The 25,463-nt window shown below is 39.4% G+C and carries 17 protein-coding genes, 1 tRNA gene, 2 rRNA genes and 1 pseudogene (1 of these 21 running past the window's edge); 7 read left to right on the forward strand and 14 right to left on the reverse strand.

The window, feature by feature from the left end; all coding sequences use genetic code 11:
* Position 1 precedes the first annotated feature (1 nt).
* A pseudogene (gene fliR / locus BscR1v2_RS08515) lies at positions 2-786 on the reverse strand (flagellar biosynthesis protein FliR).
* Positions 786-2,822, reverse strand: coding sequence for a flagellar biosynthesis protein FlhA (gene flhA / locus BscR1v2_RS06295; protein ID WP_236829025.1), 2,037 nt, complete (start codon positions 2,820-2,822; stop codon positions 786-788). The pseudogene fliR and the gene flhA overlap by 1 nt, the downstream one beginning before the upstream one ends.
* A 1,205-nt stretch (positions 2,823-4,027) precedes the next feature.
* On the opposite strand from flhA, the gene BscR1v2_RS06300 reads away from it, so the two are divergent.
* The gene (locus BscR1v2_RS06300; RefSeq protein WP_078690121.1) at positions 4,028-4,360 is read left to right on the forward strand and encodes a protein tyrosine phosphatase family protein; all 333 of its coding nucleotides are present in this window, start codon (positions 4,028-4,030) and stop codon (positions 4,358-4,360) included.
* Positions 4,361-4,592: 232 nt separating this feature from the next.
* Here BscR1v2_RS06300 and BscR1v2_RS06305 read toward each other — a convergent pair whose 3' ends face one another.
* The 5 genes from BscR1v2_RS06305 to BscR1v2_RS06325 form a co-directional block, all read right to left on the reverse strand.
* A complete protein-coding gene (locus BscR1v2_RS06305) occupies positions 4,593-5,585 on the reverse strand; it encodes a bifunctional riboflavin kinase/FAD synthetase (protein ID WP_078690122.1) in 993 nt (330 codons plus the stop codon).
* Entirely contained in the window at positions 5,585-6,430 is an 846-nt protein-coding gene (locus BscR1v2_RS06310) for a TIGR01459 family HAD-type hydrolase (protein ID WP_078690123.1), read from the reverse strand. The genes BscR1v2_RS06305 and BscR1v2_RS06310 overlap by 1 nt, the downstream gene beginning before the upstream one ends.
* 218 nt (positions 6,431-6,648) lie before the next feature.
* A complete protein-coding gene (gene trbD, locus BscR1v2_RS06315; RefSeq protein WP_078690124.1) occupies positions 6,649-6,957 on the reverse strand; it encodes a conjugal transfer protein TrbD in 309 nt (102 codons plus the stop codon).
* A gap of 22 nt (positions 6,958-6,979) precedes the next feature.
* Positions 6,980-7,321 (reverse strand): TrbC/VirB2 family protein, encoded by a 342-nt coding sequence (locus tag BscR1v2_RS06320; protein ID WP_078690125.1) that lies wholly within the window; start codon positions 7,319-7,321, stop codon positions 6,980-6,982.
* A gap of 517 nt (positions 7,322-7,838) precedes the next feature.
* Positions 7,839-8,126: a helix-turn-helix domain-containing protein gene (locus tag BscR1v2_RS06325; RefSeq protein ID WP_418214929.1), complete on the reverse strand. Its 288-nt coding sequence runs from the start codon at positions 8,124-8,126 to the stop codon at positions 7,839-7,841.
* Positions 8,127-9,358: 1,232 nt separating this feature from the next.
* Here BscR1v2_RS06325 and murJ point away from each other — a divergent pair.
* From murJ to BscR1v2_RS06340, 3 genes are all read left to right on the forward strand, one after another.
* Positions 9,359-10,921, forward strand: coding sequence for a murein biosynthesis integral membrane protein MurJ (gene murJ, locus BscR1v2_RS06330; protein ID WP_078690127.1), 1,563 nt, complete (start codon positions 9,359-9,361; stop codon positions 10,919-10,921).
* A gap of 79 nt (positions 10,922-11,000) precedes the next feature.
* Complete coding sequence (gene trpS, locus BscR1v2_RS06335) at positions 11,001-12,107, forward strand: tryptophan--tRNA ligase (protein WP_078690128.1); 1,107 nt, start codon at positions 11,001-11,003, stop codon at positions 12,105-12,107.
* Positions 12,108-12,576: 469 nt separating this feature from the next.
* Entirely contained in the window at positions 12,577-13,167 is a 591-nt protein-coding gene (locus tag BscR1v2_RS06340; RefSeq protein ID WP_010704262.1) for a NifU family protein, read from the forward strand.
* Between the two features lie 445 nt (positions 13,168-13,612).
* On the opposite strand, the gene groL is transcribed toward BscR1v2_RS06340, so the two are convergent.
* Together groL and groES are read right to left on the reverse strand one after the other, a co-directional pair.
* The gene (gene groL, locus BscR1v2_RS06345; protein ID WP_010704263.1) at positions 13,613-15,256 is read right to left on the reverse strand and encodes a chaperonin GroEL; all 1,644 of its coding nucleotides are present in this window, start codon (positions 15,254-15,256) and stop codon (positions 13,613-13,615) included.
* A gap of 47 nt (positions 15,257-15,303) precedes the next feature.
* The gene (gene groES, locus BscR1v2_RS06350) at positions 15,304-15,600 is read right to left on the reverse strand and encodes a co-chaperone GroES (protein ID WP_010701621.1); all 297 of its coding nucleotides are present in this window, start codon (positions 15,598-15,600) and stop codon (positions 15,304-15,306) included.
* A gap of 227 nt (positions 15,601-15,827) precedes the next feature.
* On the opposite strand from groES, the gene fumC reads away from it, so the two are divergent.
* On the forward strand, positions 15,828-17,216 hold the full coding sequence (fumC, locus tag BscR1v2_RS06355) for a class II fumarate hydratase (RefSeq protein WP_034990181.1): 1,389 nt from the start codon (positions 15,828-15,830) through the stop codon (positions 17,214-17,216).
* A 47-nt stretch (positions 17,217-17,263) separates the two neighbouring features.
* Here the strand turns inward: fumC and BscR1v2_RS06360 are convergent, their stop codons facing one another.
* A complete protein-coding gene (locus tag BscR1v2_RS06360; protein WP_078690129.1) occupies positions 17,264-18,904 on the reverse strand; it encodes an alpha-D-glucose phosphate-specific phosphoglucomutase in 1,641 nt (546 codons plus the stop codon).
* A 301-nt stretch (positions 18,905-19,205) separates the two neighbouring features.
* Here BscR1v2_RS06360 and BscR1v2_RS06365 point away from each other — a divergent pair, with 301 nt between their 5' ends.
* On the forward strand, positions 19,206-19,730 hold the full coding sequence (locus BscR1v2_RS06365; protein ID WP_078690130.1) for a peroxiredoxin: 525 nt from the start codon (positions 19,206-19,208) through the stop codon (positions 19,728-19,730).
* A 125-nt stretch (positions 19,731-19,855) separates the two neighbouring features.
* Here the strand turns inward: BscR1v2_RS06365 and hisS are convergent, their stop codons facing one another.
* A complete protein-coding gene (hisS, locus tag BscR1v2_RS06370) occupies positions 19,856-21,337 on the reverse strand; it encodes a histidine--tRNA ligase (protein ID WP_078690131.1) in 1,482 nt (493 codons plus the stop codon).
* Between the two features lie 827 nt (positions 21,338-22,164).
* On the opposite strand from hisS, the gene BscR1v2_RS06375 reads away from it, so the two are divergent.
* Positions 22,165-23,100, forward strand: a complete 936-nt coding sequence (locus tag BscR1v2_RS06375; protein ID WP_078690132.1) for an NAD(P)H-dependent glycerol-3-phosphate dehydrogenase — start codon at positions 22,165-22,167, stop codon at positions 23,098-23,100.
* Positions 23,101-24,172: 1,072 nt separating this feature from the next.
* Here the strand turns inward: BscR1v2_RS06375 and BscR1v2_RS06385 are convergent.
* From BscR1v2_RS06385 to BscR1v2_RS06395, 3 genes are all read right to left on the reverse strand, one after another.
* A tRNA-Met gene (locus BscR1v2_RS06385) sits at positions 24,173-24,249 on the reverse strand.
* Between the two features lie 110 nt (positions 24,250-24,359).
* Positions 24,360-24,475 (reverse strand): 5S ribosomal RNA (gene rrf, locus BscR1v2_RS06390).
* Positions 24,476-24,580: 105 nt separating this feature from the next.
* Positions 24,581-25,463, reverse strand: a 23S ribosomal RNA gene (locus tag BscR1v2_RS06395); it runs 1,927 nt beyond the window's last position.

The raw sequence follows: 25,463 nt of genomic DNA on the forward strand, positions 1-25,463 counted from the left end.
TTTAAGGTCCCCTATTGAGCCAATCTTGAAGCTCTAAACTGAAAAAATGTAAAAGCTCTGGTATCAAGAAATAAAGTAAAAATACCCCCCCTGCGACAACAAAAGGCAATGAAATAAAATAAACCGGAATGGTAGGTGTTAATTTATTGACCAATCCAATCCCAATATTGATTAAAATCGCATAAGTAATAAAAGGCGCTGCAATAGATAGTGTGGTTAAAAATGCTCGTGACAAAACATCACGATAATCAATCAAAGCGGCTTCTGGATTTGGAACAAAAGATGGTGAAACAACATCATAAGAAGCTAAAAGGCCACGAATAGTCACCATATGCAAATCACTTGCAAAAAAAGCATGACAGCCGCCAAAACAAACAAATGCGCAATTTGAGTTTCTGGCATTGAGTCAATCACACTATGGCCAGGTTGACCTGAATATCCCATAGACATGGCAATAATTGTCGCCATAAATTGTAACGCCCACAGATAAACATGAGCAATAACCCCCAAACTAGCCCCAATAAGCATTTCAGAAAACAAAGCGCGTGTAAGAACTGCAATATCAGGCTTATCACCAAGTTCTTTAAAAAAATCAACAACCAAAGGAAGCATTACAAATGAAAAAGCAATGGCAAGAAATAAACGAAAATTCATGGGAATACGTAGACTTGATATGCCTGGCATAAGCATCAAACAAGCCCCTACCCGTGCAAAAACTAACATGGCAATGATAACCAACTGGTCAATTGGCAAAGACGTCACAGGTAATAAAGACGTCAATGACATCAACTCTTCTCCTGTGAAGAGATAACTCCTAATGTTTTAACTTCAACACCACGAGCAATTTCTGCATGAGAAAGAACAGGCAACGTCGAGAAAAGGCGTTCCATAATCATGCGAACATAAGGCCGCGCTTCAGGCGATGTGATCAGCACAAAACGCACCGCTTTTTCCATATATTGGCGAATGATAGCTGTTGCCTCGGTTCCAAATTTTTCAAGTTCAACGGGATCCATATCAAATTCAATAATTTCACCCTTTGCATCACGTTTTAAAGATTTGTGGAAAGCAAGGTCCCAGTAACTTCCCATCCGTAAAACTTGTAATACACCGCCTTCAGACAAGTCACCACAGATTTGCTGCGATAAACGCAACCGCACATGCTCAGCAATCAAATCAGAACGTCGCACATGGGGTGCAATTTCAGCCACCGCTTCTAAAATAAGATTTAAACTACGAATGGAGACACGTTCTGATAATAAAAGTTTTAAAACCGCCTGTAAACCAGAATAAGAAAGATGTGCAGGACAAATTTCTTCTAACAATTTACGGTATTCGCCCCCCAAACGCTCTAGAAGAATGCGCATATCTTTATAAGAAAATAATTGCGCTAAATTATTGCGTAAAACTTCACTTAAATGGGTTAATAATACTGAAAGATTATCCACCGCCATATAACCTTCACGCATCAATTCAGAGCGAAATGTTTCTGAGGTTGCAAAAGCACGCATACCGAAAGCCGGCTCACATACCTGCTCACCTGGAATATTGGGAATAGGTTTATTGCCCGGCATAATGAGAACCTCACCTATGCGCATTTCGTAAGATGCCACAACCGTACCATATAATTTGATCCAATAGCTTTTTGCCGGCACTTTATAATCATCTGATATCTGTATTTCAGGAATAACAAAACCATATTCTTGCGCAAATTTACGGCGCATTTTTGCAACACGGTCAGCCAGCTCAACCTTTTTGGATAATAAATGTTTAGACAATTGCTTGCCCATAGCAATTTCGACGCGCACCGTTTCAAGCGATGCTTTAAGTGACTGGCTTTCTTCTTGATGAGCCTTTTGTGCATCTTGTGCCAACTGTGCTTCTTGTGCAAGAGATTCTTTGCGCAAGCGATGTGGAATAGAATAACCAATCGAAGCCATAAGCAAAGACAAAAGAATAAAAGGAACAGCTGGCAGACCAGGCATCAACCCTAACATAAATAAAAGAAGAGAAGATACAAAAAGCGCTTTGGGATACCTTCCAAGTTGCCCCAAAACAGCCTTTTCAGCTGAACCACGGGTACCCCCTTTAGAAACCAAAAGACCTGCCGCCAAAGAAACAATCAAAGCCGGTATCTGTGTAACAAGACCATCACCCACTGAAAGTTTAGTAAAAACATCAGCCGCACCAGATAATGTCATTCCATGGCGTGTAACACCAATAATAATACCCCCAACAATATTAACAGCCGTAATAATAAGCCCGGCAATAGCATCACCACGCACAAATTTTGATGCACCATCCATTGCCCCAAAAAAGGAACTTTCTTCTTCAAGCTCATGACGGCGACGCTGCGCTTCTTTCTCATCAATAAGGCCTGATGAAAGATCAGCATCAATAGCCATTTGCTTTCCTGGAATAGCATCCAGAGTAAAACGTGCACCCACTTCAGCAATACGCGTTGCACCTTTGGTGATCACCAAAAAATTGACGATAATAACAATGGCAAAAACAACAAGACCAATAACAAAATCCCCCCCCATCACAAATTGCGAAAAACCGTGAATCACATTTCCTGCGGCTTTATAGCCTTCATCACCATGGGTTAAAATAACACGAGTTGTCGCAATGTTAAGGGATAAGCGCAATAAGGTCGTAATCAACAAAACTGTTGGAAAAGCTGAAAAATCAAGTGGCCGCTGAATCCACAACGAAACCATTAAAATCAAAACAGAAAATGCAATGGAAAAGGAAAGCCCCAAATCTAAAATAAAGGCAGGAACAGGTAAAAAGAGAACCGTGAGAATAATGATAATTCCCATCGCAAACGCAATATCTCGACCAGAAAATTGATTTTGGTCTCCAATATGGGTACCCGGACTACGCTGCACACTTTTCTCCTTAAACAATTACATTCAACCCCCTTTGCCAAAAGAACTTTAAAAAACTCTTTAGCGCATTTTTTCTCACAAACTTTAAGTGACAAAGCTTGTGTGAAAATGATGTTGTAACTACACAATTAATGGGGTCGTGGCTACACAATTTTTACATATTTTAAAATTTACACATCACTATAACAAACCTTTTACCCCCTATAAACCATAACATAAAGCACACCTACCCACCCCTAATTCAAAAAAAATTTTTAAGCTTGCCGAATGTTTGATATCAGCGTATATTACAGCTTGTAACATTGTGTGAATATACATTGATACAATGAGAAACCGCGAGAGGTTTCTAAAAACAATGAGAGGTTTGTTATGACTGATATTGTAAAAACTGCTATGCTTTATTCGACACTGATTATCAGTGCCAATGCTATTATTGTTTTAGCTTTGGTGCTTGGCATTCAATAAAATAAAGTCTCATTGAGAGAGGCTCATTTATAAGCTCTTCACATCCATAGCAAAATCTGAGCTATTTTGAGCAGTTAAAATAAGAGTGTTATATACAAGCAAAGAAAGTACATAGAATTTGAAAAGTAGTTCATAAAAATTAAGAAGAGGGAAGTGTATTTTCTTTGCTTAAGTTGTATTATTGATACGTAATTACTGCCTTAAAAATTTGTGTAAAAATTTTTGTTACTAAGGCATTTTAAGAGCGACCTGTTTTTTAAAGGCCTGTTTTTTTTACAAGTAATTCTTAATAAGTAACTTTTACCGCAATATTACCCTTTCAAAGATTTAAGCATTTTTATAACAACATCTTTATCAATTGATCTCACAATAAAAGCACTTTGATCACTAAGTTTGATCTGACTTCAGCAGATTACTTTTTAAAGACATTAACGATAATTTATAAAACTAAATTGGCAACCACTTTATACCATTCACTTTATACCATTAATGCCGTTTGAGGCTTTTCATCTTTCTAGACAGGCTATAAATTTTTGTTAAACTCAAGCCGCTCATAAAAATCTCATTTATCACACTGTTTATTTAATTATACTGCCTATTTAAAGGCACAAAACAAGAGAGCAACATAAATAGTTGCACCAAAGCAGTATACTCAACAAGGATAAACAAAAATGAAGTTGCAGCAAATTGAAGATGGTATTTTTGTTAGTGCCCAAATCAGCGTTGCAAATATTAAAACGCTCGCAAAAACTGGATTTAAAACTATTGTCTGCAACAGGCCCGATCAAGAAGAGCCTGACCAGCCTGATTTTGCCACCATTCAAGCAGCCGCTCATCAATATGGAATACAAGCTCATTATATTCCTATTACACCTTCGGTTATAGAAAAATCTCACATTGAAGCTATGCAAACAATTTTAAAAACAGCACCACTTCCTCTGCTCGCTTATTGCTGCTATGGCACACGCTCAATTCACCTTTGCTCTTTAGCGCGCATTATTTAACCTTGTGTTTTAATAAAACAGAAAGAAACAAACATTAAACTTTCTTATTATTAAAAATATGAGGCTATCTAAAAAGCGACAAAAACAATGATGAAATCTGATATTCAAACCGCTGATTCCCCTACTCATAAACGAAAAATTCACCTTTTTCATGACGTTTTGGAATATATTTTTATTCTCATAATCAGCTTAAGTTCTATTTTTGCGATTCTTTTTTCCTTTTTAGATCGGATCATGATGTTTTTTTAAAAGTCAGCAGCTGATCTAATGATGAAAGCGGTTGAATTGTCTTTAAAATCGCTTTTGTTTCATTTTCATCATGTTGCATTTGTTTTTTCAAAAGCTCTAGTCCATCAAACTTTTTTTGCCCTCGTAAAAACTGCAAAAAAGAAACTGTACAGTTTTCATCATAAAGATCGTCAGTAAAATCAAACAAATAAGTTTCTAAAAGTGGTGCTCCACCATCAACAATTGTTGGGCGACAGCCAAAACTTGCAACACCATCATGCAAAACACCACTTAAACGGCGCAATCGTACTGCATAAACACCATGCGCTAAGCTTGTTTGGGAAGGCAACACTTGATTGGTAGTAGGAAAACCCAAAGACCGACCAAGCTTTTTACCATGTATAACTTTTGAGCGCACACGATAATGGTACCCTAATAAATGGGCTGCTTTTTCCACCTGCCCTTGTGATAAAAGCTGACGAATAAAACTAGAAGAAATTTTTTCCCCCTGTAGGGTGCATAAAGAAGGAATTTGAACAACTTCAAAACCGCACTCTTCCCCTTTTTGACGCAAAAACTGTGCATTTCCACTTCTTTTTCGACCAAAGTGAAAATTATCCCCCGTTACCACAACACAAACATCAAAAGCTTGTTTTAAAACAACGCTAATAAATTCATCAGCTGAAAGAGCAGCAAACTGTGCATCAAAAGGCTCTTCAACAACACCATGAAAACCCAAAATTTTGAAGATTTCGGCTTTTTCAGTTGCCGGTGTCAAACGATCAATACAATCTGAACCTTGAAAAAAACTTCTTGGATGTGGCTCAAATGTCAACACAAGAGCTGGCTTGTTTTTTACACGTGCTAAATCTAGCGCTTTTTGCAACACCGCTTGGTGACCACGATGAACACCATCAAAATTCCCAATAGCTAAAACTGCACCACGTAAAATTTCAGGAATCTCTGTGTGCCCTTGAAGACGCAAAAAATTATCCATTATTGAAGCGCCCACATCATCACTTGTGGCTGATAACCATAATGGTCAAGAAAAGAGTGCAAAGCTTCTTTATTGATCACACCATTGTGCGTATAGTCATGACAATGGATCCCACCCAGAATATAAAGGACATCAATACCAAAATCGATAGCGCCTTTAACATCGGTCAAAATGCCATCTCCAATAGCCAAAATCCGACTTTTTTCTATTGTCCCGCGGATGTTTTTTAGCTTTTCAAAAGCACATTCATAAATAGGTGCGTGGGGTTTACCCGCAATACGAACCTCACCGCCTAAATGTTGGTACAGCTGTGCCAATGCACCAGCGCACCACAATGTTTGATTACCACAATGAACGGTGATATCAGGATTGGCACAAATAAAAGGCAACCCCCGTTCTTGTAGGCGCTGTAACATACCTTCATAAGCCTGTGGCGTTTCCCCAAAATCTTCAAAAAAGCCACTGCAAACCACCGCACCAGCTTCCTCTTCTTCAACCAGCTCACATGCTAACCCTTTAAACAAAGCCAAATCACGTTGCGGACCAATAAAAAAGATCTTCTGCGGTGCACTCAAAATAAGATCACGCGTTACATCACCTGAAGTGACAATTGCATCATAACAATCACTGGCAACCTTCAGCCTTTGCAATTGGGCTATAACATCTTCACGTGGTCGGGGTGAATTGGTGAGCAAAACAACGCTTTTCCCCATCTTGCGCATTTTCTGCAAAACTTTCACAGCTGAATCAAAAACGCGCACACCATCGTGCACAACCCCCCAAACATCACAAAATACAGCATCATAATGGGTAATTATAGGATCAATATGGGTGAGTTCTTTCATGATTATCTATTTATATTATATTGTGCCCGCTTTTTAGTCTTTAAACTTCTTATCGCAAGATCATTTTTTTGTCATCTGCTTTCTTAAACCACCATATTCCCACCCCAAAAACCAATTAAATTTTTGAGGATAATTTTAGCTTTCATCAATTAAGATGGCAAAATTTAAAAAATCAGAAACCGAGCCAGACTAAAACGAGAATGTTTTAATTAAAACATCTAATAAGGCCATTTTGATCGTGCAACCCGAAAAGGGCTTGAGCGAGCTGGATAATAACGCTGATAACGCAAGTAATGAATGTAAACGCGAAACAACATAGGATCAATTTTTGCCATTTTGCGTAGCACATAAAGGCCAATCAACCAAATACACGTGCCAATAATTGTTGCAACAATGCTCATTGCTGAAATAATAAAAACGCCAATTAAAAGCGTTAAAATCAGCACTGGTTCGCGCTCTGCTCCCATAATTAGCTTAGGTTCGTAAAGAGCACGATATATGGGCGTACATCTTAACTCTTCATCCATTGCATTTCTCCAATCACCATATTTACAAGAGAGCACCTGCAAAGAGCGCGTTGATAAAAACGACCACACTGACAACAAAAACTACACGAACAGCCCACTTTACAAGCCTGTTAATCTCACCACCAAAAACTAAAACAATTCCACCAATAAGTATAGCAACTAAAGAAATACCAAAAGCGATAGGTCCTGATATTAATCTCATAATTCTTTTTAAAGGTGTTTCCCATGGTAATCCAACTGGTGCACCAGCAGCATAAGCGGAATCTCCTAAAATAAAAAACAACAGAAAGACAATGCCTAAAGTAAAGAGAATTGTAATTTGATTATATGGATTATTCTTAAAATAAATTGGAGATAATTGCATGACTTATACTTTTAATAATTAAAATAAATTGAGTATCACTATGACACCTAAGAAACAAGAGTATATAGGCTATATAAACCGAAACAGCTTCACCATTTCAATCATATATACCTGGATGCTTCCACCTTAAAAGCCACATCTGATTTAACAGCACAAATATTGAGATACCCCCTGCCCGGAATTCTTTACGTTTTACATCACATACATAACTCTTAAGTAATTTTTTCCACAAATCTTTCCATCGTTATGGTTATAGATATACATGTTAACTTCAAGCTTGCATCTAAGCATAACTAACAGTTCAAGAGACAGGTAAACCCAAATTTGCATCTGCTTTTTCAAACCATGAACAAGCCAGATGATGCACAGATTAATACTAAAGAGCAGCACGGTTGCCATTAATCATTTTTGCATCATGGCCATGGCTAAACAGAACTGTTATCGCCATGAGGAGTTTTTAGAAGTTCTCATGAATACTTATGAGAAAGAATAGCGCTATATTATAATTTAATAAGTTTTACTTCTGATCAGAAATTAATTCTAAAATTGCTTTCTGTTTTACTGATGTAAGAACTCTAAAACTTTTTAAAAGCAGATATTCTTCTTTGCTCGATATAATTTCATCATGATGGTGCACACCACCTTCTTTTGTTGTGGTGTCAGGGTAAAAAAAGGAAATAGGAACATCAAATATATCGGCAATGTCTTTCAACCGTCCAGCTCCTACACGATTTAATCCTTTTTCGTATTTTTGGATTTGTTGAAAGCTTATACCTAAATGATGAGCCAATGTTTTTTGAGACATTCCCAACATTCTTCTTCTATATCGGATTTTTTTGCCTACAAAAATATCATTATGAGGATTTTTTTGCACTTCTAGATCAACCCCCCGCCGGGTAGCGAGCGCCCTCGCATTGGTATTCCGGGAGTCAAAAGTACTGAGTTCGAGTCAGCTTTTTTGCTTTTAGTGCCATAGCACCTGGACATCACAAAAACTCCCGGAATCCCGGGAACCCCATATGATAATGGGTTAATTTTTGTGTTCGAACTGGAAGGACTTTTGAATCCCTCTTGATCGCTGCGTATACGATCAATACACCTTTTAATTAATAAAGTAATTTCAGAAAATTGGCAATAAAATAGTTTTTCAACTTACAGAAGTTTTTTAACGAAAGGCAGAAAGCCTCTCATTTTGAATGATGTACGAATAAAGTAAAGAATAATGATGCATTCATGTTTTTTGCACTTCTAGGTCACCCCCCTCCGCCTGCCGGTAGCGAGCGCCCTCGCATTGGTATTCCGGGAGTCAAAAATACTGAGTTTAGGTCAGCTTTTTTGCTTTTAGTGCTATAGCACCTGGACATCACAAAAACTCCCGGAATCGCGGAGAAAACCATAGAGTGGGTTAATCTTTGCACTTGAATTTTAGGGTTTTTTGAATCCCTTTTTGATTGCAGCGTATACGATCAACACACTTTTTAACTCATAAAGTGATTTCAAAAAATTGGCAATAAAAACAGTTTTCAACCTACAGAGGTTGTCCTTAATTGAGAGGCAGAAAGCCCCTTATTTTGAATGATGTGTAAATGAATAAAGTGAGCTCTCATTTAGTCAAAAAGTATAAGCTCGTAACCAGGGAGGAGCTAAACGTAATAAGAGCGTGTCATACCACCATAAAATTCAGGAAGGCAAGAACCGGCAAGAATGCGACTAACACCAGCATAAGATTTTAAAATGTTCGTGGAGATATTTTAAAAAGGCATCAATATTGCCCTTATTGTCTTTTGTTATGTTTATTGTCTTTTGTTCTGTTTATAGATCAATTGAAGAGGAATGATAAAATCTATAACTTGAAGTGGAGCAAATATCACTCAAATAACTTTGATGTATGTAACTTTGATGCATTTTATTGACAGAAAGGGCAAACACCGTCATAAAATACTATGAGACTAACATGAGTGATAATATTTGCATGGTCTCTTGTGATTTTTGCTTTTTTCAAACTCTATTTTTGTTTTCCAAACATAATATATCTTTATGAGCTTAATTAAAAAATTTATAACTGTTGCTTCTGGAACTTGCACAAGTCGTCTTTTTGGTTTTGTGCGTGAAATACTCATGGCAGCTTCTTTTGGTACAGGTCCTGCTGCTGACGCTTTCAACGCAGCTTTTCGTTTTCCAAACACATTTCGCCGTCTTTTTGCTGAAGGTGCTTTTAACGCAGCCTTTGTTCCCCTGTTTTCAAAAAAAATTACTGAAAATGGAACTGAAAATGCACGCAAATTTGCAGAAGAGGTTTTTGGTGTTTTGTTCTCGCTACTCTTACTTTTAACCATTGCTATAGAAGTAAGTATGCCTTTTTTGGTGCGTACTGTAATTGCACCAGGGTTTGCAGAAGATGCAACAAAATTTGAGGCTACAATTCGTTTTACTGCAATTATGTTTCCCTATTTAGCGTGCATGTCTTTAGCAGCCATGATGGGGGGAATGCTCAATGCATTACAACGTTATTTTGTTGCAGCTATTGCCCCCGTCTTTTTAAATATTGTGATGATCGGTGTGCTCGCCTATGCTTGGATATTTCAGCTTGATGCTTGGCAGATTGGGCTAAACCTTTCTTGGGGGGTTATGGTTGCTGGCCTTCTTCAACTTACTTTAATTGCAGTTGCTTTGCGTCAAAGTGGGATGAAAATTTCCCTACGTCTTCCTTATCTGAGCCCCAATGTTCGCCAGCTTTTAACCCTGGCATTTCCCGCTGCCATTACGGGGGGAATTACGCAAATCAATTTATTGATCAATACCAATATTGCATCCAGCCACCCAGGTGCTGTTTCTTCTTTGGTTTATGCTGACCGCCTTTATCAATTACCATTAGGCGTTGTTGGTATTGCTGTTGCGACTGTTCTTTTACCTGAGTTAACAAAAGCCTTCCGCAATAAAAATAATAAAGAAGCCAATTATTTGCAAAACTATGCCATTGCATTTACCCTGTTTTTAACCTTACCGGCATCGATCCTCTTTTTTTTGATATCCAACCCCATTGTCAGCCTTTTCTTTGAGCGTGGTCAATTTACAAGCCAATCAACACACACTGTTGCACACCTGCTTGAACTTTATGGATTAGGGCTTCCAGCTTTTGTGCTCATAAAGGTCTTCATTCCAAACTTTTTTGCCCATGAAGATACAAAAACACCCATGATTTTTGCAGGCATTTGTGTTTTGATCAATATTGGTTTAGCGCTCACATTATTTCCGCTTTTATCAGCACGTGGCATTGTGATTGCAGAAATTACCTCTGGATGGGTTAACACACTTTTGCTTTGTAGCACCCTTATCAAACGCGGTTATTGGAAATGTGATATGCAGCTTATCAAGTGGGTTGGGTGTTTGATTGTTGCCATTCTCTTAATGGCTGCAGCTTTGTATTATGCACTCGGGTTTCTATCTTTTCCTTTATCCTCACAAGCACCACTTTTCTTGCGAATAGGAACTTTAGCAGGTTTAATTTTCTCTATTCTATTGTTTTATTGTATCATTTGCTTTTCCCTTGGCATGAGCTATTTCCCTTTTTTACGTAAAAATTTGAAACAGCGCCTATAATATCCTATTTGACTTTCAAAAAAGAAGCTTTACCACAACAAAAGCAATACGTAACATCATTAAAGAAAGGCTTATTCTTATGGACACTTGCGCATCCCTCGTCTTTTCTGGTGTGCAACCAAGTGGCAATTTGCATCTTGGTAATTACCTAGGTGCAATTAAGCGCTGGGTTGAACTGCAAGCATCTTATACATGCCTTTATTGTGTTGTGGATATGCACGCATTAACGGTTAACCCTGACCCACTCACCTTAGAAAGCTCAACCCGTGCAGTTACAGCAGCCTTTTTAGCTGCTGGTATTGACCCACAAAAACATATTGTGTTCAACCAATCACGGGTTTTTCAACATGCTGAATTAGCGTGGATCTTTAACTGTATTGCCCGCATCGGTTGGCTCCAACGGATGACACAGTTTAAAGATAAAGCTGGAAAAAACCGTAAACAAGCATCTGTTGGGCTTTTTGCCTACCCAAGCCTTATGGCTGCTGACATTTTGCTCTACCGTGCAACACATGTTCCAGTAGGAGAAGATCAAAAGCAGCATATTGAACTCACACGTGATATTGCGCAAAAATTTAATCATGATTACGCTGAGCGGATTGCACATTTAAATGTTGGCATCCCCATACAAGAGGGAGAACCCATAAAAGAGGGAGAACCCATAAAAGAGGGAGAAAACAAAGAACAAGGCTTTTTCCCAATACCAGAAGCTCTTCTTGGTGATACGGGCATGCGCATTATGTCTTTACGTGATGGCACAAAGAAAATGTCAAAATCAGATCCTTCAGATTTTTCACGAATTAATTTAACTGATGATGCTGATCTTATCATTCAAAAAATACGCAAAGCAAAAACAGACTCCGCCCCCCTCCCCGATGAGCTTACTGCTTTAGAAGGGCGCCCAGAAGTTGACAATTTACTTGGTATTTATGCAGCCTTTGCGCAAATCAGTAAAGAGAAGGCGCTTTTAGAGTTTTCAGGTCAACAATTTTCGCTTTTTAAAGCGACTCTAGCTGATCTTGTCGTCCATAAATTGGCACCAATTACACAAGAATTACGCCGTCTTCATCAAGATAATGCTTATATTGATTCTGTTTTGCGTGATGGGGCTGAGCGTGCTAGCCTATTGGCTGAAAACACAATGAAGCACGTTCGTGAAATTGTTGGCTTTTTACATCATTCATAAACAATAAGTTTTGATTGAAAAAAACTATAGCCGATGACAAGTGCAAACTAAAACCGCACTTGATGCAAACAATACCCCTTGTTGCCTTTTGTTAGGTTAAGTGCCCCCATATCTTCAAGTGCAAACATATACCTTTATTCATAAAGGAACAAATGCTTGATAACGTGCATTTTAAACCTTTAAAAGCAGTTCTTTTAATAAAACTGCTTATGCATGCAAGTTCAAAAACGGATAAAATTTGCAAATTGATTAACAAGCATCAAGATATCGCTACCATGTTTTACCTTCTTCATGATAACATAAAACAGGTGAGCTTATTTAAATCATTAATCGTCAATAGAAGGTGTTTTTACCATTATTGTGCTTCTAAACGATTTTTTGGAATAAAAATATTGAAACGATTATATCAATATTTAAGTTTTTTTGCGTTAATTGTTTCCTTAAAGCTTACGCAACAAAAGGATAATATATGTTTATTCAAACTGAAACCACACCAAACCCTGCAACACTCAAATTTTTACCAGGCCGCGTGGTCCTTGCCAAAGGTGTGTTAGAGTTTCACAACAGCAAAGAAGCTGATCAAAATTCACCTCTTGCTGCTAAACTGTTTACAATTCCCAATGTCAGCAGTGTCTTATTAGGACATGATTTCATTGCTGTAACAAAAAATGACGGGGAATGGCAGCATCTCAAACCAGCGATCTTGGGCACAATTATGGAACATTTTCTTTCCAATGACCCAACTGTTATCAATGATGCCACTCTCCAAACACAAGCACCTGAGGCGTATGAAGAATTTTATGACGAAAAAGATGCAGATATTGTCATGACAATCAAAGAGATTCTTGAAACACGTGTTCGCCCAGCTGTTGCCAATGATGGTGGGGATATTACTTTTCGTGGTTTTGAAGACGGTATCGTTTATTTAAATATGCGCGGTGCATGCGCTGGGTGCCCATCCTCAACAGCCACGCTCAAACACGGAATTGAAAATCTTTTGCGCCATTTCATTCCAGAAGTTTTAGGCGTTGAAGCCATGCCACAAGACGTTATTCTATAAATTTGAAAGTACCCCCGCCCAAGCAAATAGAAATAAGCAAATAGAAAAAAGCCATCTTGTACAAATATCCCATACCAATCATTTGCTGAAAATCATTTTTTAAAAGCTATGGGAACTTGTTGCGTATGTATCGCAAACTGTTGCAACCTATCAGCACAAAAAATATAGCAGGAAAAACAGACAAGCAATTAAAGAAGACCAATAGGCTTGCATTACACGAAAGAAGTCTGCACCACACGAAAGTCTGCATTATATAAAGACATTATACAAAGATCACCAAAAGCGCGTGAAATATAAAGTTGTAAATACAACAATGCTTCAAGGTATAAGAATGCCTTGTAATATACATGCCTTATGAGGCTTTTAAACACTTGTAAGACTTTCAAAACACAATAAAAAACGGGCCAAAATGGCCCGTTTCTTTTTACCTATGGGTTTAAGGCGCTTAGAAATCCATTCCGCCCATTCCACCCATTCCGCCGCCACCCATTGGAGGCATTGGAGTTTCTTTTTTCGGAAGTTCAGCAACCATTGCTTCTGTGGTGATAAGAAGGCTAGCAATTGATGCAGCATTTTGCAAAGCTGAACGCACAACTTTAACTGGGTCAACGATCCCCAAAGAAATCAAATCACCAAATTGACCTGTTGCAGTGTTGTAACCAAAAGTGTCTGAATTATTTTCAAGCACTTTGCCAACAATAATCGCTGCTTCTTCACCGGCATTAGTCGCAATTTGGCGTGCTGGAGCTTGTAGAGCACGACGGACAATATTAATACCAGCTTCTTGGTCTGCATTGCTTCCTTTAACAGTAATTGCATTTGCAGCCCGCAAGAGTGCAGTTCCACCACCAGCAACAATACCTTCTTCCACCGCTGCACGCGTTGCGTTCAAGGCATCATCAACACGGTCTTTCTTTTCTTTCACTTCAACTTCTGTTGCACCACCAACACGAATAACAGCAACACCACCAGCAAGTTTAGCAAGTCTTTCTTGCAGTTTTTCGCGGTCATAGTCAGAAGTTGTTTCTTCGATCTGTGCTTTAATCTGGCTTACACGAGCACTGATTTGTGCTTTTTGTCCAGAGCCATCAACGATGGTTGTGTTTTCTTTAGAAATATGCACTTTCTTTGCACGGCCCAACATATCTAAAGTGACATTTTCAAGCTTAATGCCAACATCTTCAGAAATAACCTGACCTGATGTCAAAATTGCAATATCTTCTAACATCGCTTTACGGCGGTCACCAAAGCCTGGTGCTTTAACAGCACAAATCTTCAAACCACCACGCAGTTTATTAACCACAAGCGTTGCCAAAGCTTCACCTTCCACATCTTCAGCAATAATGAGAAGAGGCTTACCAGACTGAACAACAGCTTCAAGAACAGGAAGCAAGGATTGAAGATTAGACAATTTCTTTTCATGAATAAGGATGTAAGGATCGTCGAGATCAGCCACCATTTTTTCAGCATTTGTGACAAAATAAGGTGAAAGGTACCCACGATCAAACTGCATACCTTCAACGACTTCTAATTCCGTTTCAGCAGTTTTTGCTTCTTCCACAGTGATAACACCTTCATTGCCAACTTTGTCCATAGCATCAGCAATGATTTTACCAATTTCTGAAGCACCATTAGCAGAAATCGTTCCTACTTGCGCTATTTCAGCAGAAGTTTGGATTTTTTTCGCTTTTTTGAAAAGGCTTTCAACAACTTCTGCAACAGCAGAATCGATCCCACGCTTGAGGTCCATTGGGTTCATACCAGCAGCAACAGCTTTTACACCTTCTTGCACAATAGCTTGGCCCAAAACAGTTGCTGTTGTTGTTCCATCACCAGCAATATCGTTAGTCTTTGAAGCAACTTCACGCAACATCTGTGCGCCCATATTTTCGAACTTATCTTCCAGCTCGACTTCTTTTGCAACGGACACACCATCCTTCGTGATACGAGGTGCACCAAATGATTTGTCAATCACCACATTACGGCCTTTAGGACCGAGTGTTACCTTAACAGCATTAGCAAGGATATCAACACCGCGCACCAAGCGCTCACGTGCTTCACGGCCAAATTTGACTTCTTTAGCAGCCATTTAATTTCTCCTTGGATATAATAAACGAAACAAATTGAGAGAATGGATTAACCCAAAATCCCCATAATGTCGGATTCTTTCATGATTAAGAGTTCTTCACCATTAATCTTCACTTCGGTTCCAGACCATTTCCCAAATAAGATGCGGTCTCCTGCTTTCACTTCGAGAGGCACGCGCTTTCCATTATTATCAAGAGCGCCATTGCCAACAGCGATTACCTCACCTTCCTGAGGTTTTTCCTTTGCTGTATCGGGGATGATAATCCCACCAGCGGTTTTATTTTCAGATTCAACCCGACGAACGACAACACGATCGTGAAGTGGGCGGAATTGTGTGTTAGCCATGTTTTAAACCCTTAAAACTTAGTATAACTGATTAATCTTAAATTTTATTAGCACTCTCTAGTGGTGAGTGCTAGTAATAAATTTTATATAAAAATATTGATCCATAATGTCAAGGATTCTAAATAAAATAATTCATTTTACATTGATTCTAATTGGCTCTTTGATTCTGGTCAAAAAATGCTTATCTTTTACTAAACTAATGAATATATATATTAAGGGATTTTATGATGGTTAAAACACGCCAAGAAACCGATAGTTTGGGGACAGTTTCGGTTCCTCATGACCGTTATTGGGGAGCACAAACAGAACGTTCTCGACATAATTTCAATATTGGCTCAGAAAAACAGCCTCTTTCATTGATTTATGCTTTAAGTCTTATCAAAAAAACAGCAGCTCTTGTGAATATGCAAAAAGGGAAACTCTCGCAAGACATAGGGCAAGCGATTGTCACTGCTGCTGATGAAGTGCTTTCTGGTGCATTTGATACACATTTCCCCCTCGCTGTTTGGCAAACAGGGTCTGGCACACAAAGCAATATGAATGTCAATGAAGTGATCGCCAATCGCGCTAGCGTGCTTTTGGGTGGAACGCTTGGCAGCAAAGCACCCGTGCACCCTAATGACCACGTGAATATGAGCCAATCGTCAAACGATTCTTTTCCAACAGCGCTTCATATTGCCACCACACTGCAAACACGCCAACATTTTTTTCCAATTCTTGATACTCTTATTGCCAGTCTTCAAACAAAAGAAGAAGAATTTGCAGACATCATAAAATTGGGGCGCACGCACACGCAAGATGCCACCCCGCTTACTTTAGGGCAGGAATTTTCAGGCTACCGTGCTGCACTAGAAGCCAACCGCCAACGCATTGAAATGGCTCTTATTGATGTTCAAATGCTTGCGCAAGGGGGAACTGCCGTTGGAACAGGCCTTAATGCACCAAAAGGATTTGATGTTGCATTTGCTGAAACAATTAGTCCACTTACAGGAGTAACTTTCACAACCGCCAACAACAAATTTGAAGCTCTCGCTCACCATGGAGCTCTTGCCAATTTCCACGGAAGCTTAAATGCATTAGCAGCTGATTTGTTTAAAATTGCAAATGATATTCGTTTCTTAGGGTCAGGGCCACGCTCAGGCTTAGGCGAATTGAGCTTGCCAGAAAATGAACCTGGTTCTTCCATTATGCCAGGAAAAGTCAACCCCACCCAATGTGAAGCTTTAAGTATGGTTGCCTGCCAAGTCTTTGGAAACCAGACGAGTGTGACATTTGCTGCAAGCCAAGGCCATTTTGAACTCAATGCCTTTAAGCCTGTTATTGGTTATAATGTTTTGCAGTCTCTCTCACTTCTTGGTGACTCTATGCGTTCCTTTGATACTAACTGCATCAAAGGGCTGCGTGCTAATACAGATCATATCCAATCTCTTCTTGAGCGTTCTCTTATGCTCGTTACAGCGCTTGCGCCAGAAATTGGTTACGAAAAAGCTGCTGATATTGCTAAAACAGCCCATAAAAATGGAACAACCTTACGGGAAGAAGCTTTAAAAGCCGGAATTACTGAAGCTGACTACGACCGACTGGTTGATCCAAAGAAGATGATCCACTCACAATAAGGCTATTTTATGTTATGGATGAATTGATGTCATGATGAATGACAGTTTCACGTTATAATATCGGGCCGTTCACGGCCCAAATAGTCTTTTATTTTTAACAATTCAAGTGCTGCTAGAAATAAAGGTTGAAGTACTTTTTGCAGATCTTGAGTATATTTGCGGGGGTCGCTTTCATACTGTTCCAGATAAATGCGTACAGTTGCTCCCCCCGTTCCTGTTCCAGATAAACGCACGACCAGTCGTGCCCCATTTTCAAAAAACACCCGCACCCCTTGCTTTACACTAACGCTTTCATCAATGGGGTCATGATAAGCAAAATCATCACAGTGTGTAACAGTTAATCCAGCAATTTTTGCCCCTGCTAAGGGTAACAATGTGCGCACATGCTCCATCATCATATAAGCTTTTTGTGCTTCAACATTTTCATAATCATAACGTGAATAATAAAAACGCCCATATTTGTGCCAGTGTTTTTGTACAATTTGTGCTGCTGTTTGCCCTGTTAGAGCCAAAAGGTTTAGCCAAAACAACACGGCCCATAAGCCATCCTTTTCGCGCACATGGTGTGAGCCTGTTCCAAAGCTTTCCTCACCACACAAGGTAACTTTTCCGGCATCTAAAAGCGTACCAAAAAATTTCCATCCCGTTGGCGTTTCAAAAAGATTGATCCCCTTTTCTTGTGCCACAAGGTCAGCAGCACGCCCTGTTGGCATTGAGCGTGCAATTCCAGCAATGCCCTGGCGATACCCTTTAATCAGGTGCGCATGTTCTGCCATAATAGCCAGTGAATCAGAAGGCGTGATAAATTGTTTGCGACCAATAATGAGATTGCGATCACCATCACCATCAGAAGCAGCGCCAAGATCAGGCCCTTGATCAAGCTCTTGATCAGACATGAGCAAACAATAAAGGTCCTTTGCATGCACCAAATTAGGGTCAGGATGAGAGCCCCCAAAATCTGGTAAAGGGGTTCCATTGACCACTGTTCCTTGAGGAAAGTTTAAGCGCTTTTCAAAAATCTCTTGCGCATAAGGCCCTGTAACTGCGTGCATAGCATCAAACCGCAAGGTTAAGCCCTTTTTCACTGCTTGAAAAATGCAGTCAAAATCAAAAAGCTCTTCCATTAAAGCAGCATAATCTGCCACAGGGTCGATAACATCTACCTGCATGGAGCCAATAAAACTTCGCCCTTGTGTTTCTAAATCAATGTCTGGAGCTTCAACAATTTTATAAGAAGAAAGATGTTGCGATGCTGCAAAAATAGCATCACACAAATAATCAGGTGCCGGGCCACCATTGGAAATATTATATTTTATACCACAATCACCATTCACACCGCCAGGATTGTGGCTTGCTGATAAAATAATCCCACCATGTGCATGATATTTGCGAATAAGGTGCGACACAGCAGGTGTCGATAAAATGCCCCCTCTTCCCACCTTAACACAGCCCACACCATTTGCAGCCGCCATTTTTAACACAAGCTGAATAAGGCTGTCGTTTAAATAGCGCCCATCCCCACCAAGGATGAATAATTTTCCCTCAAGAGGTCCAACACTGTTAAAAATGGACTGAATAAAATTTTCAACATAATGGGGCTGTTGGAACACAGATACCTTTTTGCGTAAACCAGATGTTCCCAGTTTTTGATCATGAAAAGCTGTTGTCAAAACAGTGTTGACGATCATAAAAATAACCTTCCTACTATTTTCTCAACTTGAAAGGGAACATCTGCTACAATTAACATTTCATCAAATAGCTTATCTTATGCAGAAACTTCCCACACCACCTTTTAGTTAAATGATCGCCCCCCCTGCAGCCCTTTTTATTTAAGGGGGGCTACCTATTCGAGCAGCTTTCATTCAACCTTTTTGCCAAACATGAAATACTTGCAAATTTATCACAATCTACTACACTTCCAACATTCGTCGTTGAAAAACAAAAACCGTTTTTGCAACACAATCCCAAAAGGCTTATAGGAGCGTAATTATGATAAAAAAACAAGTTCCCAACGTAACTTTCCACACACGTGTACGGGATGAATCAGTCGGCGGGGATAATCCTTATCGGTGGCAAGATGTCAATAGTGACACTTACTTTAAAGGGAAACGGGTTATTCTTTTTTCTCTCCCGGGAGCGTTTACACCCACTTGTTCAACCTTTCAGCTTCCTGATTTTGAAAAACTTTATGACGAATTTAAAAAAGTCGGTATTGATGAAATTTACTGCCTTTCTGTTAATGATTCCTTCGTGATGAATGCTTGGGGTCAAAAGCAAGGCATTAAAAATGTGAAATTAATCCCTGATGGTTCTGGGGAATTTACCCGTAAAATGGGAATGCTCGTTGCTAAAGAAAACCTCGGCTTTGGAATGCGCTCATGGCGCTATGCAGCGGTCATTAATGATGGGGTTATTGAACATTGGTTTGAAGAAAAAGGCTATTCAGATAATTGCCCAACAGACCCATACGAAGTCTCATCACCACAACATATCTTAAAAGCACTTCAAGGTTAAGTGTTAAACAAAGATCACTTCTTTAAAGAAGATTATATTTTTTAAAATGCACATTAAAACAGCACAAACCGCCTTTAAGGAATTTGTGCTGTTTTTGTTTTTAAGCCTTCAAAAAGGAAAAACATCTACCTTTTTTGGTCTCTCAAAATATCCTGCACAGCTTGAACCAATTGATTTTCTTTAACGGTTATTTGCGCTGGGCGACTTTCACGCCATGTTTGATTATCCTTAATTTCATTGGCTAAACGCGCACCTTCCACCAAATCTTTAATCTGAACCTCCCTGTACTGGCGCTCTTGTGACCCTTGAATCACCACACAAGGTGCACGGCGCCGATCCGCATACTTCATTTGTGCTTTAATGCCCGACTCCCCTAAATATACTTCAGAGCGAATACCCGCATTGCGCAATTGCTTCACCATGTTCTGATAACGTGCAACACTGCCTGGCTCTTGATCCATTACCAACACCACAACCGGACCCGTCTTTTCATACACAGGAAATTTCCCAATACCTTGCCAAGTTAATCTTAAACGTGACAAACCAATTGAAAAACCCGTTGCAGGGACATTTTCATCACGAAAGCGTGCAATCAACCCATCATAGCGCCCACCCCCACCAATAGATCCAAAGACAACTTTTTCATGTTCATACTCATAAGAATCATAGATCAATCCAGCTTCAAAAATAGGCCCCGTATAATAATCCAATCCTCTTACAACCGACAGATCAATCTTTATGCATTTCTGATAACCATTGACGTCAAAAATTTCCTGCATTTCTTTAAGTTCACAGATCCCTTCAAACGCGCGAGCATTATGACCAATCATTGCTTTGAGATAATTAATCGTTACCTCATCATCCCTCATAGACAGAAAACCAAGGATATACTTAATCTGGTCATCAGTTAGTCCGGCTCCTTTCGTGAAGTCACCGCTTTCATCCAAACGGCCTTCCCCTAAAAGCAACTCCACTCCCTCCAAACCAAGTCTATCAAGCTTATCGATTGCCCTCATAACAATTAAGCGCTTGTCAGCTTGTTCATCTCCCCCCAAACCAACTTCCTCCAAAACACCATCCAAAATTTTCCGATTACTTAGACGAATGACATACTCATCACACTCAAATCCCAATTTATTTAAACTATCTGCTGCCATCATGCAGACTTCTGCATCAGCAGCCACTGTTGATGCCCCTACAATATCAGCATCCAACTGCATAAATTGACGAAAGCGCCCGGGCCCTGGCTTGTCATTACGAAAAACAGGTCCAATACGATAGCTACGATAAGGTTTTGGTAAAACTTCAAAATTCTCAGAAACATAACGAGCAAGAGGCGCTGTAAGATCATAGCGCAAAGACATCCACTGTTCGTCATCATCTTGTAAAGAAAAAACACCTGCATTTGGGCGATCTACATCAGGCAAAGACTTTCCAAGCGCATCTGTATATTCAAAAATCGGTGTTTCAAGCGCTTCAAAACCATAAAGTTCATAAACTTCACGTATCTGAGCCGTCATTGCTTCAAGCGCCTGTAACTCTGTACCTGTGTGATCAACAAACCCACGTGGTAAACGCGCTTTAGTTTTTTTTTGTTTCGTAGACATATGTTTCTCTATTCAGCAATGTATATTTACGCATAACTCTGTGTTTTTGCGAACGATCATGTCTAACTTATCGAAATGAACGCTGCAAGACTTTATATAACCTGTGGTTATAGACAACGATCTGACCTTAGCCTCATAAAAGAATATACCCCCATTATCATCAGTTTCTACCCGCACACCAAAGCATCACCCAATATATGCCAATTTAGCTGCATTGTTCCTCATTTGTTGTTTCTTTATGTTCACGCATAACCTCACACTTGTGGGTAAAATGCTATTGCAATTCAAAATGGACACCGCAGTAATTTTATACTGCCTGGTGGTAGACACACACCGTCACCCCTTTTTATTACCTGCCAATCATGCTGCCATCACGTTGCTATCATATTGTTTTTCCCAACAAACAGGTATCATTAAATCGACCTCATTTTCATCAAAGACTTCCTAGATTTGTGGCAAAACTTCAAACGACAGATGTTGATGACACAGTGCCTTATACCGTTTTAAGAAATTCTTTTTGTCTTAAGAAACCTTTTTTACATCAATATATTGCAAAGAGAAGATGCACCTTAATCAAATTAAAAATGTTCTAAAGTGATAAAAATCTGGTAAAAAACAACGCAAAATTAAATAAAACCCGTCTTTTCTCAAGAAAACAAATTGTACCAGACTCTTTTAATCAACATTGACAGCCATTCAAAAAACGCTATTCATCGTATAAAAACGTCCTTTTTTAACTTAAGAAAACACATATTCTCCCTATCTTAAAAGATGCGTTTGGCAATGTATGAGATGAAATATCGTCTTTAAAAGACTTAAGGAATAAAATGAAAATAACAATTTTTGGTGGTGGAATTTGGGGAAGAGCTCTTGCATTTGCTTTTGCACATAAAAATGAAGTCCGCATTGTTTCAAGACGTGATATCACCCCTGCACTAGACCCTTTAAACAAAACATTGCGTAATAATTCTCATTCAATCATTTCACAATGTTCCTTAAACGAGAGTTTAGATTCTACACTTTTTGTCATTGCTATTAGTGTGCAAGCTTTAAGAGAATGGTTTGCTCACACACCTTTGAAAAAAGACTCAAAAATACTCATCACAAGCAAGGGAATTGAAGAAAACAGTGGAGCATTTGTCAGTCAAATTGCCAAAGATTTTACTGCTCCAGAAAACCTTTGTTTTTTAGCAGGCCCAAGCTTTGCTAAAGAAATCATTCTCGCTCTCCCATGTGCCTTAACTATTCATTCGCATAATTTTACCCTTGCTCAAGAATTTGCAAGCAGAATGCCTGACTTTATCAAACCCTATATTGAAAGTGACATCATTGGTGGAGAAGTGGCAAGTGCATATAAAAATGTCATTGCCATAGCGGGTGGAGTTTGTGACGGATTGGAATTAGGTCAAAATGCCAAAGCATCTCTCCTATCGCGTGGACTTGTAGAAATGTATCAATTTGCAGAACATTTTGGTGCAAAAATGCAAACTTTTTTAGGGCTATCTGGTGCAGGCGACCTGTTCTTAACAGCAAATTCTCTTCTTTCCAGAAATTACCGTGTTGGGTTAGGATTAGCGCAAAACAAACCTTTGCAAAATATTTTAAACGAGCTAGGCGAAGTAGCAGAAGGTATCAAAACTTCTAACGCAATTACCCAAATTGCTCAAAGAGAAGGAATTTACGCACCTATCGCTACAGAAGTTCAAAAAATCATTCAAGGCAAAAACCCTTTAGAAAGTATGAGAACTTTGATGAAAAGGTGAATTTTAAATAACGTTCTAACAAAGAAATTTTATTCAATTTTAAGCAAGGCTTTTAAAGTAGTCAGCAATGTTTACAGCTTTTGGCATCATAATAGCTACATACAGTTGCAATAACAGCGCCGATAAGGCCACCTAACACTGTTAAGCTCTAGTCTTTTTAATATATAAATATTTTTTCTATACTTAAGTCTACTACAAAAATTCACCCCATTTGAAAAAATTATTTAAGCGTATTCTCGATCTCTAGTAAAAAATATTAAAGAATATTCATATAAAAAATATAATACTTTATCATTAGAGAAGAGTTTATTAATAAGCTAATATTTTTGCATGCTAGATTTGTGAATTAGCTAAAAATAGAGTGACTATACACATTACTTAAGCGTTGTAGCCAATTTTTCCATCTGTCAGAAACACAGGTAAGATCTGACAAGAAAGCCTTTTGCCTTTTTCACAAGTGTTTTTATTGTCCTAGTGTAATATGCACGATAACCAAAGGGATAAACGAAAATACAAAAGGATTCTTTGCAAAATGTATGACACTTTTTAAAAACTAAAGAAACACCACTGAGCTTAAATTGAATACCTATCAACATACCTATACCAACACTCACAAGCGACATCATAATCATTCCTTTTTACAAAATGACCATATGACCTTTCTGGCCTTGAGCTTAAACAGATTATTGAGCACAGCAACAACATCTTTTACAATAATCATGCAGGAATAAGAACAAACGCTTTGAGCCTTATCATTTATATACCCTAGACATTTAAACGAAACAGATACACCCATTTACCGTCTGTATATAAAGGAACAACAGAAAGACAAACAGCCTCTCACCCCTTTTATAAAGACATGGCAGACATATAAGAACTGTGCAAACATAAGAACTATGTATTGTACTATGAAGAGAGAAGAAACTTGTAGAGAAACGGTCAAATAAAAATATTTTACGGCAGATATAAAAACTCTTAAAGCAAAATACACAAAAGCAATAAGAAGCAATTATTGATTTGCCACAGTGATGTTTTTCTGGGGAGAGAGTGCAAATTTTGTCAGGATTTTTTTTGGTTGCGGGGGCAGGATTTGAACCTGCGGCCTTCAGGTTATGAGCCTGACGAGCTACCGGGCTGCTCCACCCCGCGCCATTGCAGAGATCTTACAGTTATTGTGACGATGATGTTTGTAACAAAATCACTTGACTGCTAACCTCTATTGGAAACTGTTTGAGAAGACCATTGTATGTTTTTAACAGACCTGGCAGTGACTTACTCTCCCGTGCCTTAAGACACAGTACCATCAGCGCTGGAACGTTTCACGGCCGAGTTCGGGATGGGGATCGGGTGCAGGCATTCCGCCATAACCACCAAGTCAGCTAAGAACATATCAATGAACGAGAACTGGTTTTTTTGCTTAGTTTTTTTTTGAGTTTTTTGAGTTTTTTGAGTTTTTTTAGAATGAATATAGGGAATGGGAACGATCAAGCCTATCGAACGATTAGTATCAGTAAGCTTCATATGTTACCACACTTCCACACCTGACCTATCAACGTGGTGATCTTCCACGGTTCTCAGGGAATACTCGTTTTCAGGTGGGTTTCCCGCTTAGATGCTTTCAGCGGTTATCCCGTCCGTATATAGCTACCCTGCTATGCGGCTGGCGCCACAACAGGTCCACCAGAGATACGTCCATCCCGGTCCTCTCGTACTAGGGACAGATCCTGTCAATATTCCTACACCCACGGCAGATAGGGACCGAACTGTCTCACGACGTTCTGAACCCAACTCACGTACCGCTTTAAATGGCGAACAGCCATACCCTTGGGACCTGCTCCAGCCCCAGGATGCGATGAGTCGACATCGAGGTGCCAAACAACCCCGTCGATATGAACTCTTGGGGTCATCAGCCTGTTATCCCCGGCGTACCTTTTATCCGTTGAGCGATGGCCCTTCCACACGGGACCACCGGATCACTATGACCGTCTTTCGACTCTGTTCGACTTGTCAGTCTCACAGTCAGGCAGGCTTATGCCATTGCACTCAACGAACGATTTCCGACCGTTCTGAGCCTACCTTCGCGCGCCTCCGTTACTCTTTAGGAGGCGACCGCCCCAGTCAAACTACCCACCATACACTGTCTTGAATCCGGATAACGGACTGCAGTTAGACATCCATATCCATAAGGGTGGTATTTCAAGGATGACTCCACAAGAGCTGACGCCCCTGCTTCAAAGTCTACCACCTATCCTACACAGATAGACACAAATGCCAGTGTAAAGCTATAGTAAAGGTGCACGGGGTCTTTCCGTCTAACCGCAGGAACCCCGCATCTTCACGGGGAATTCAATTTCACTGAGTCT

This window comes from Bartonella schoenbuchensis R1 (assembly GCF_002022685.1).
In the GTDB taxonomy this organism is placed as follows: domain Bacteria; phylum Pseudomonadota; class Alphaproteobacteria; order Rhizobiales; family Rhizobiaceae; genus Bartonella; species Bartonella schoenbuchensis.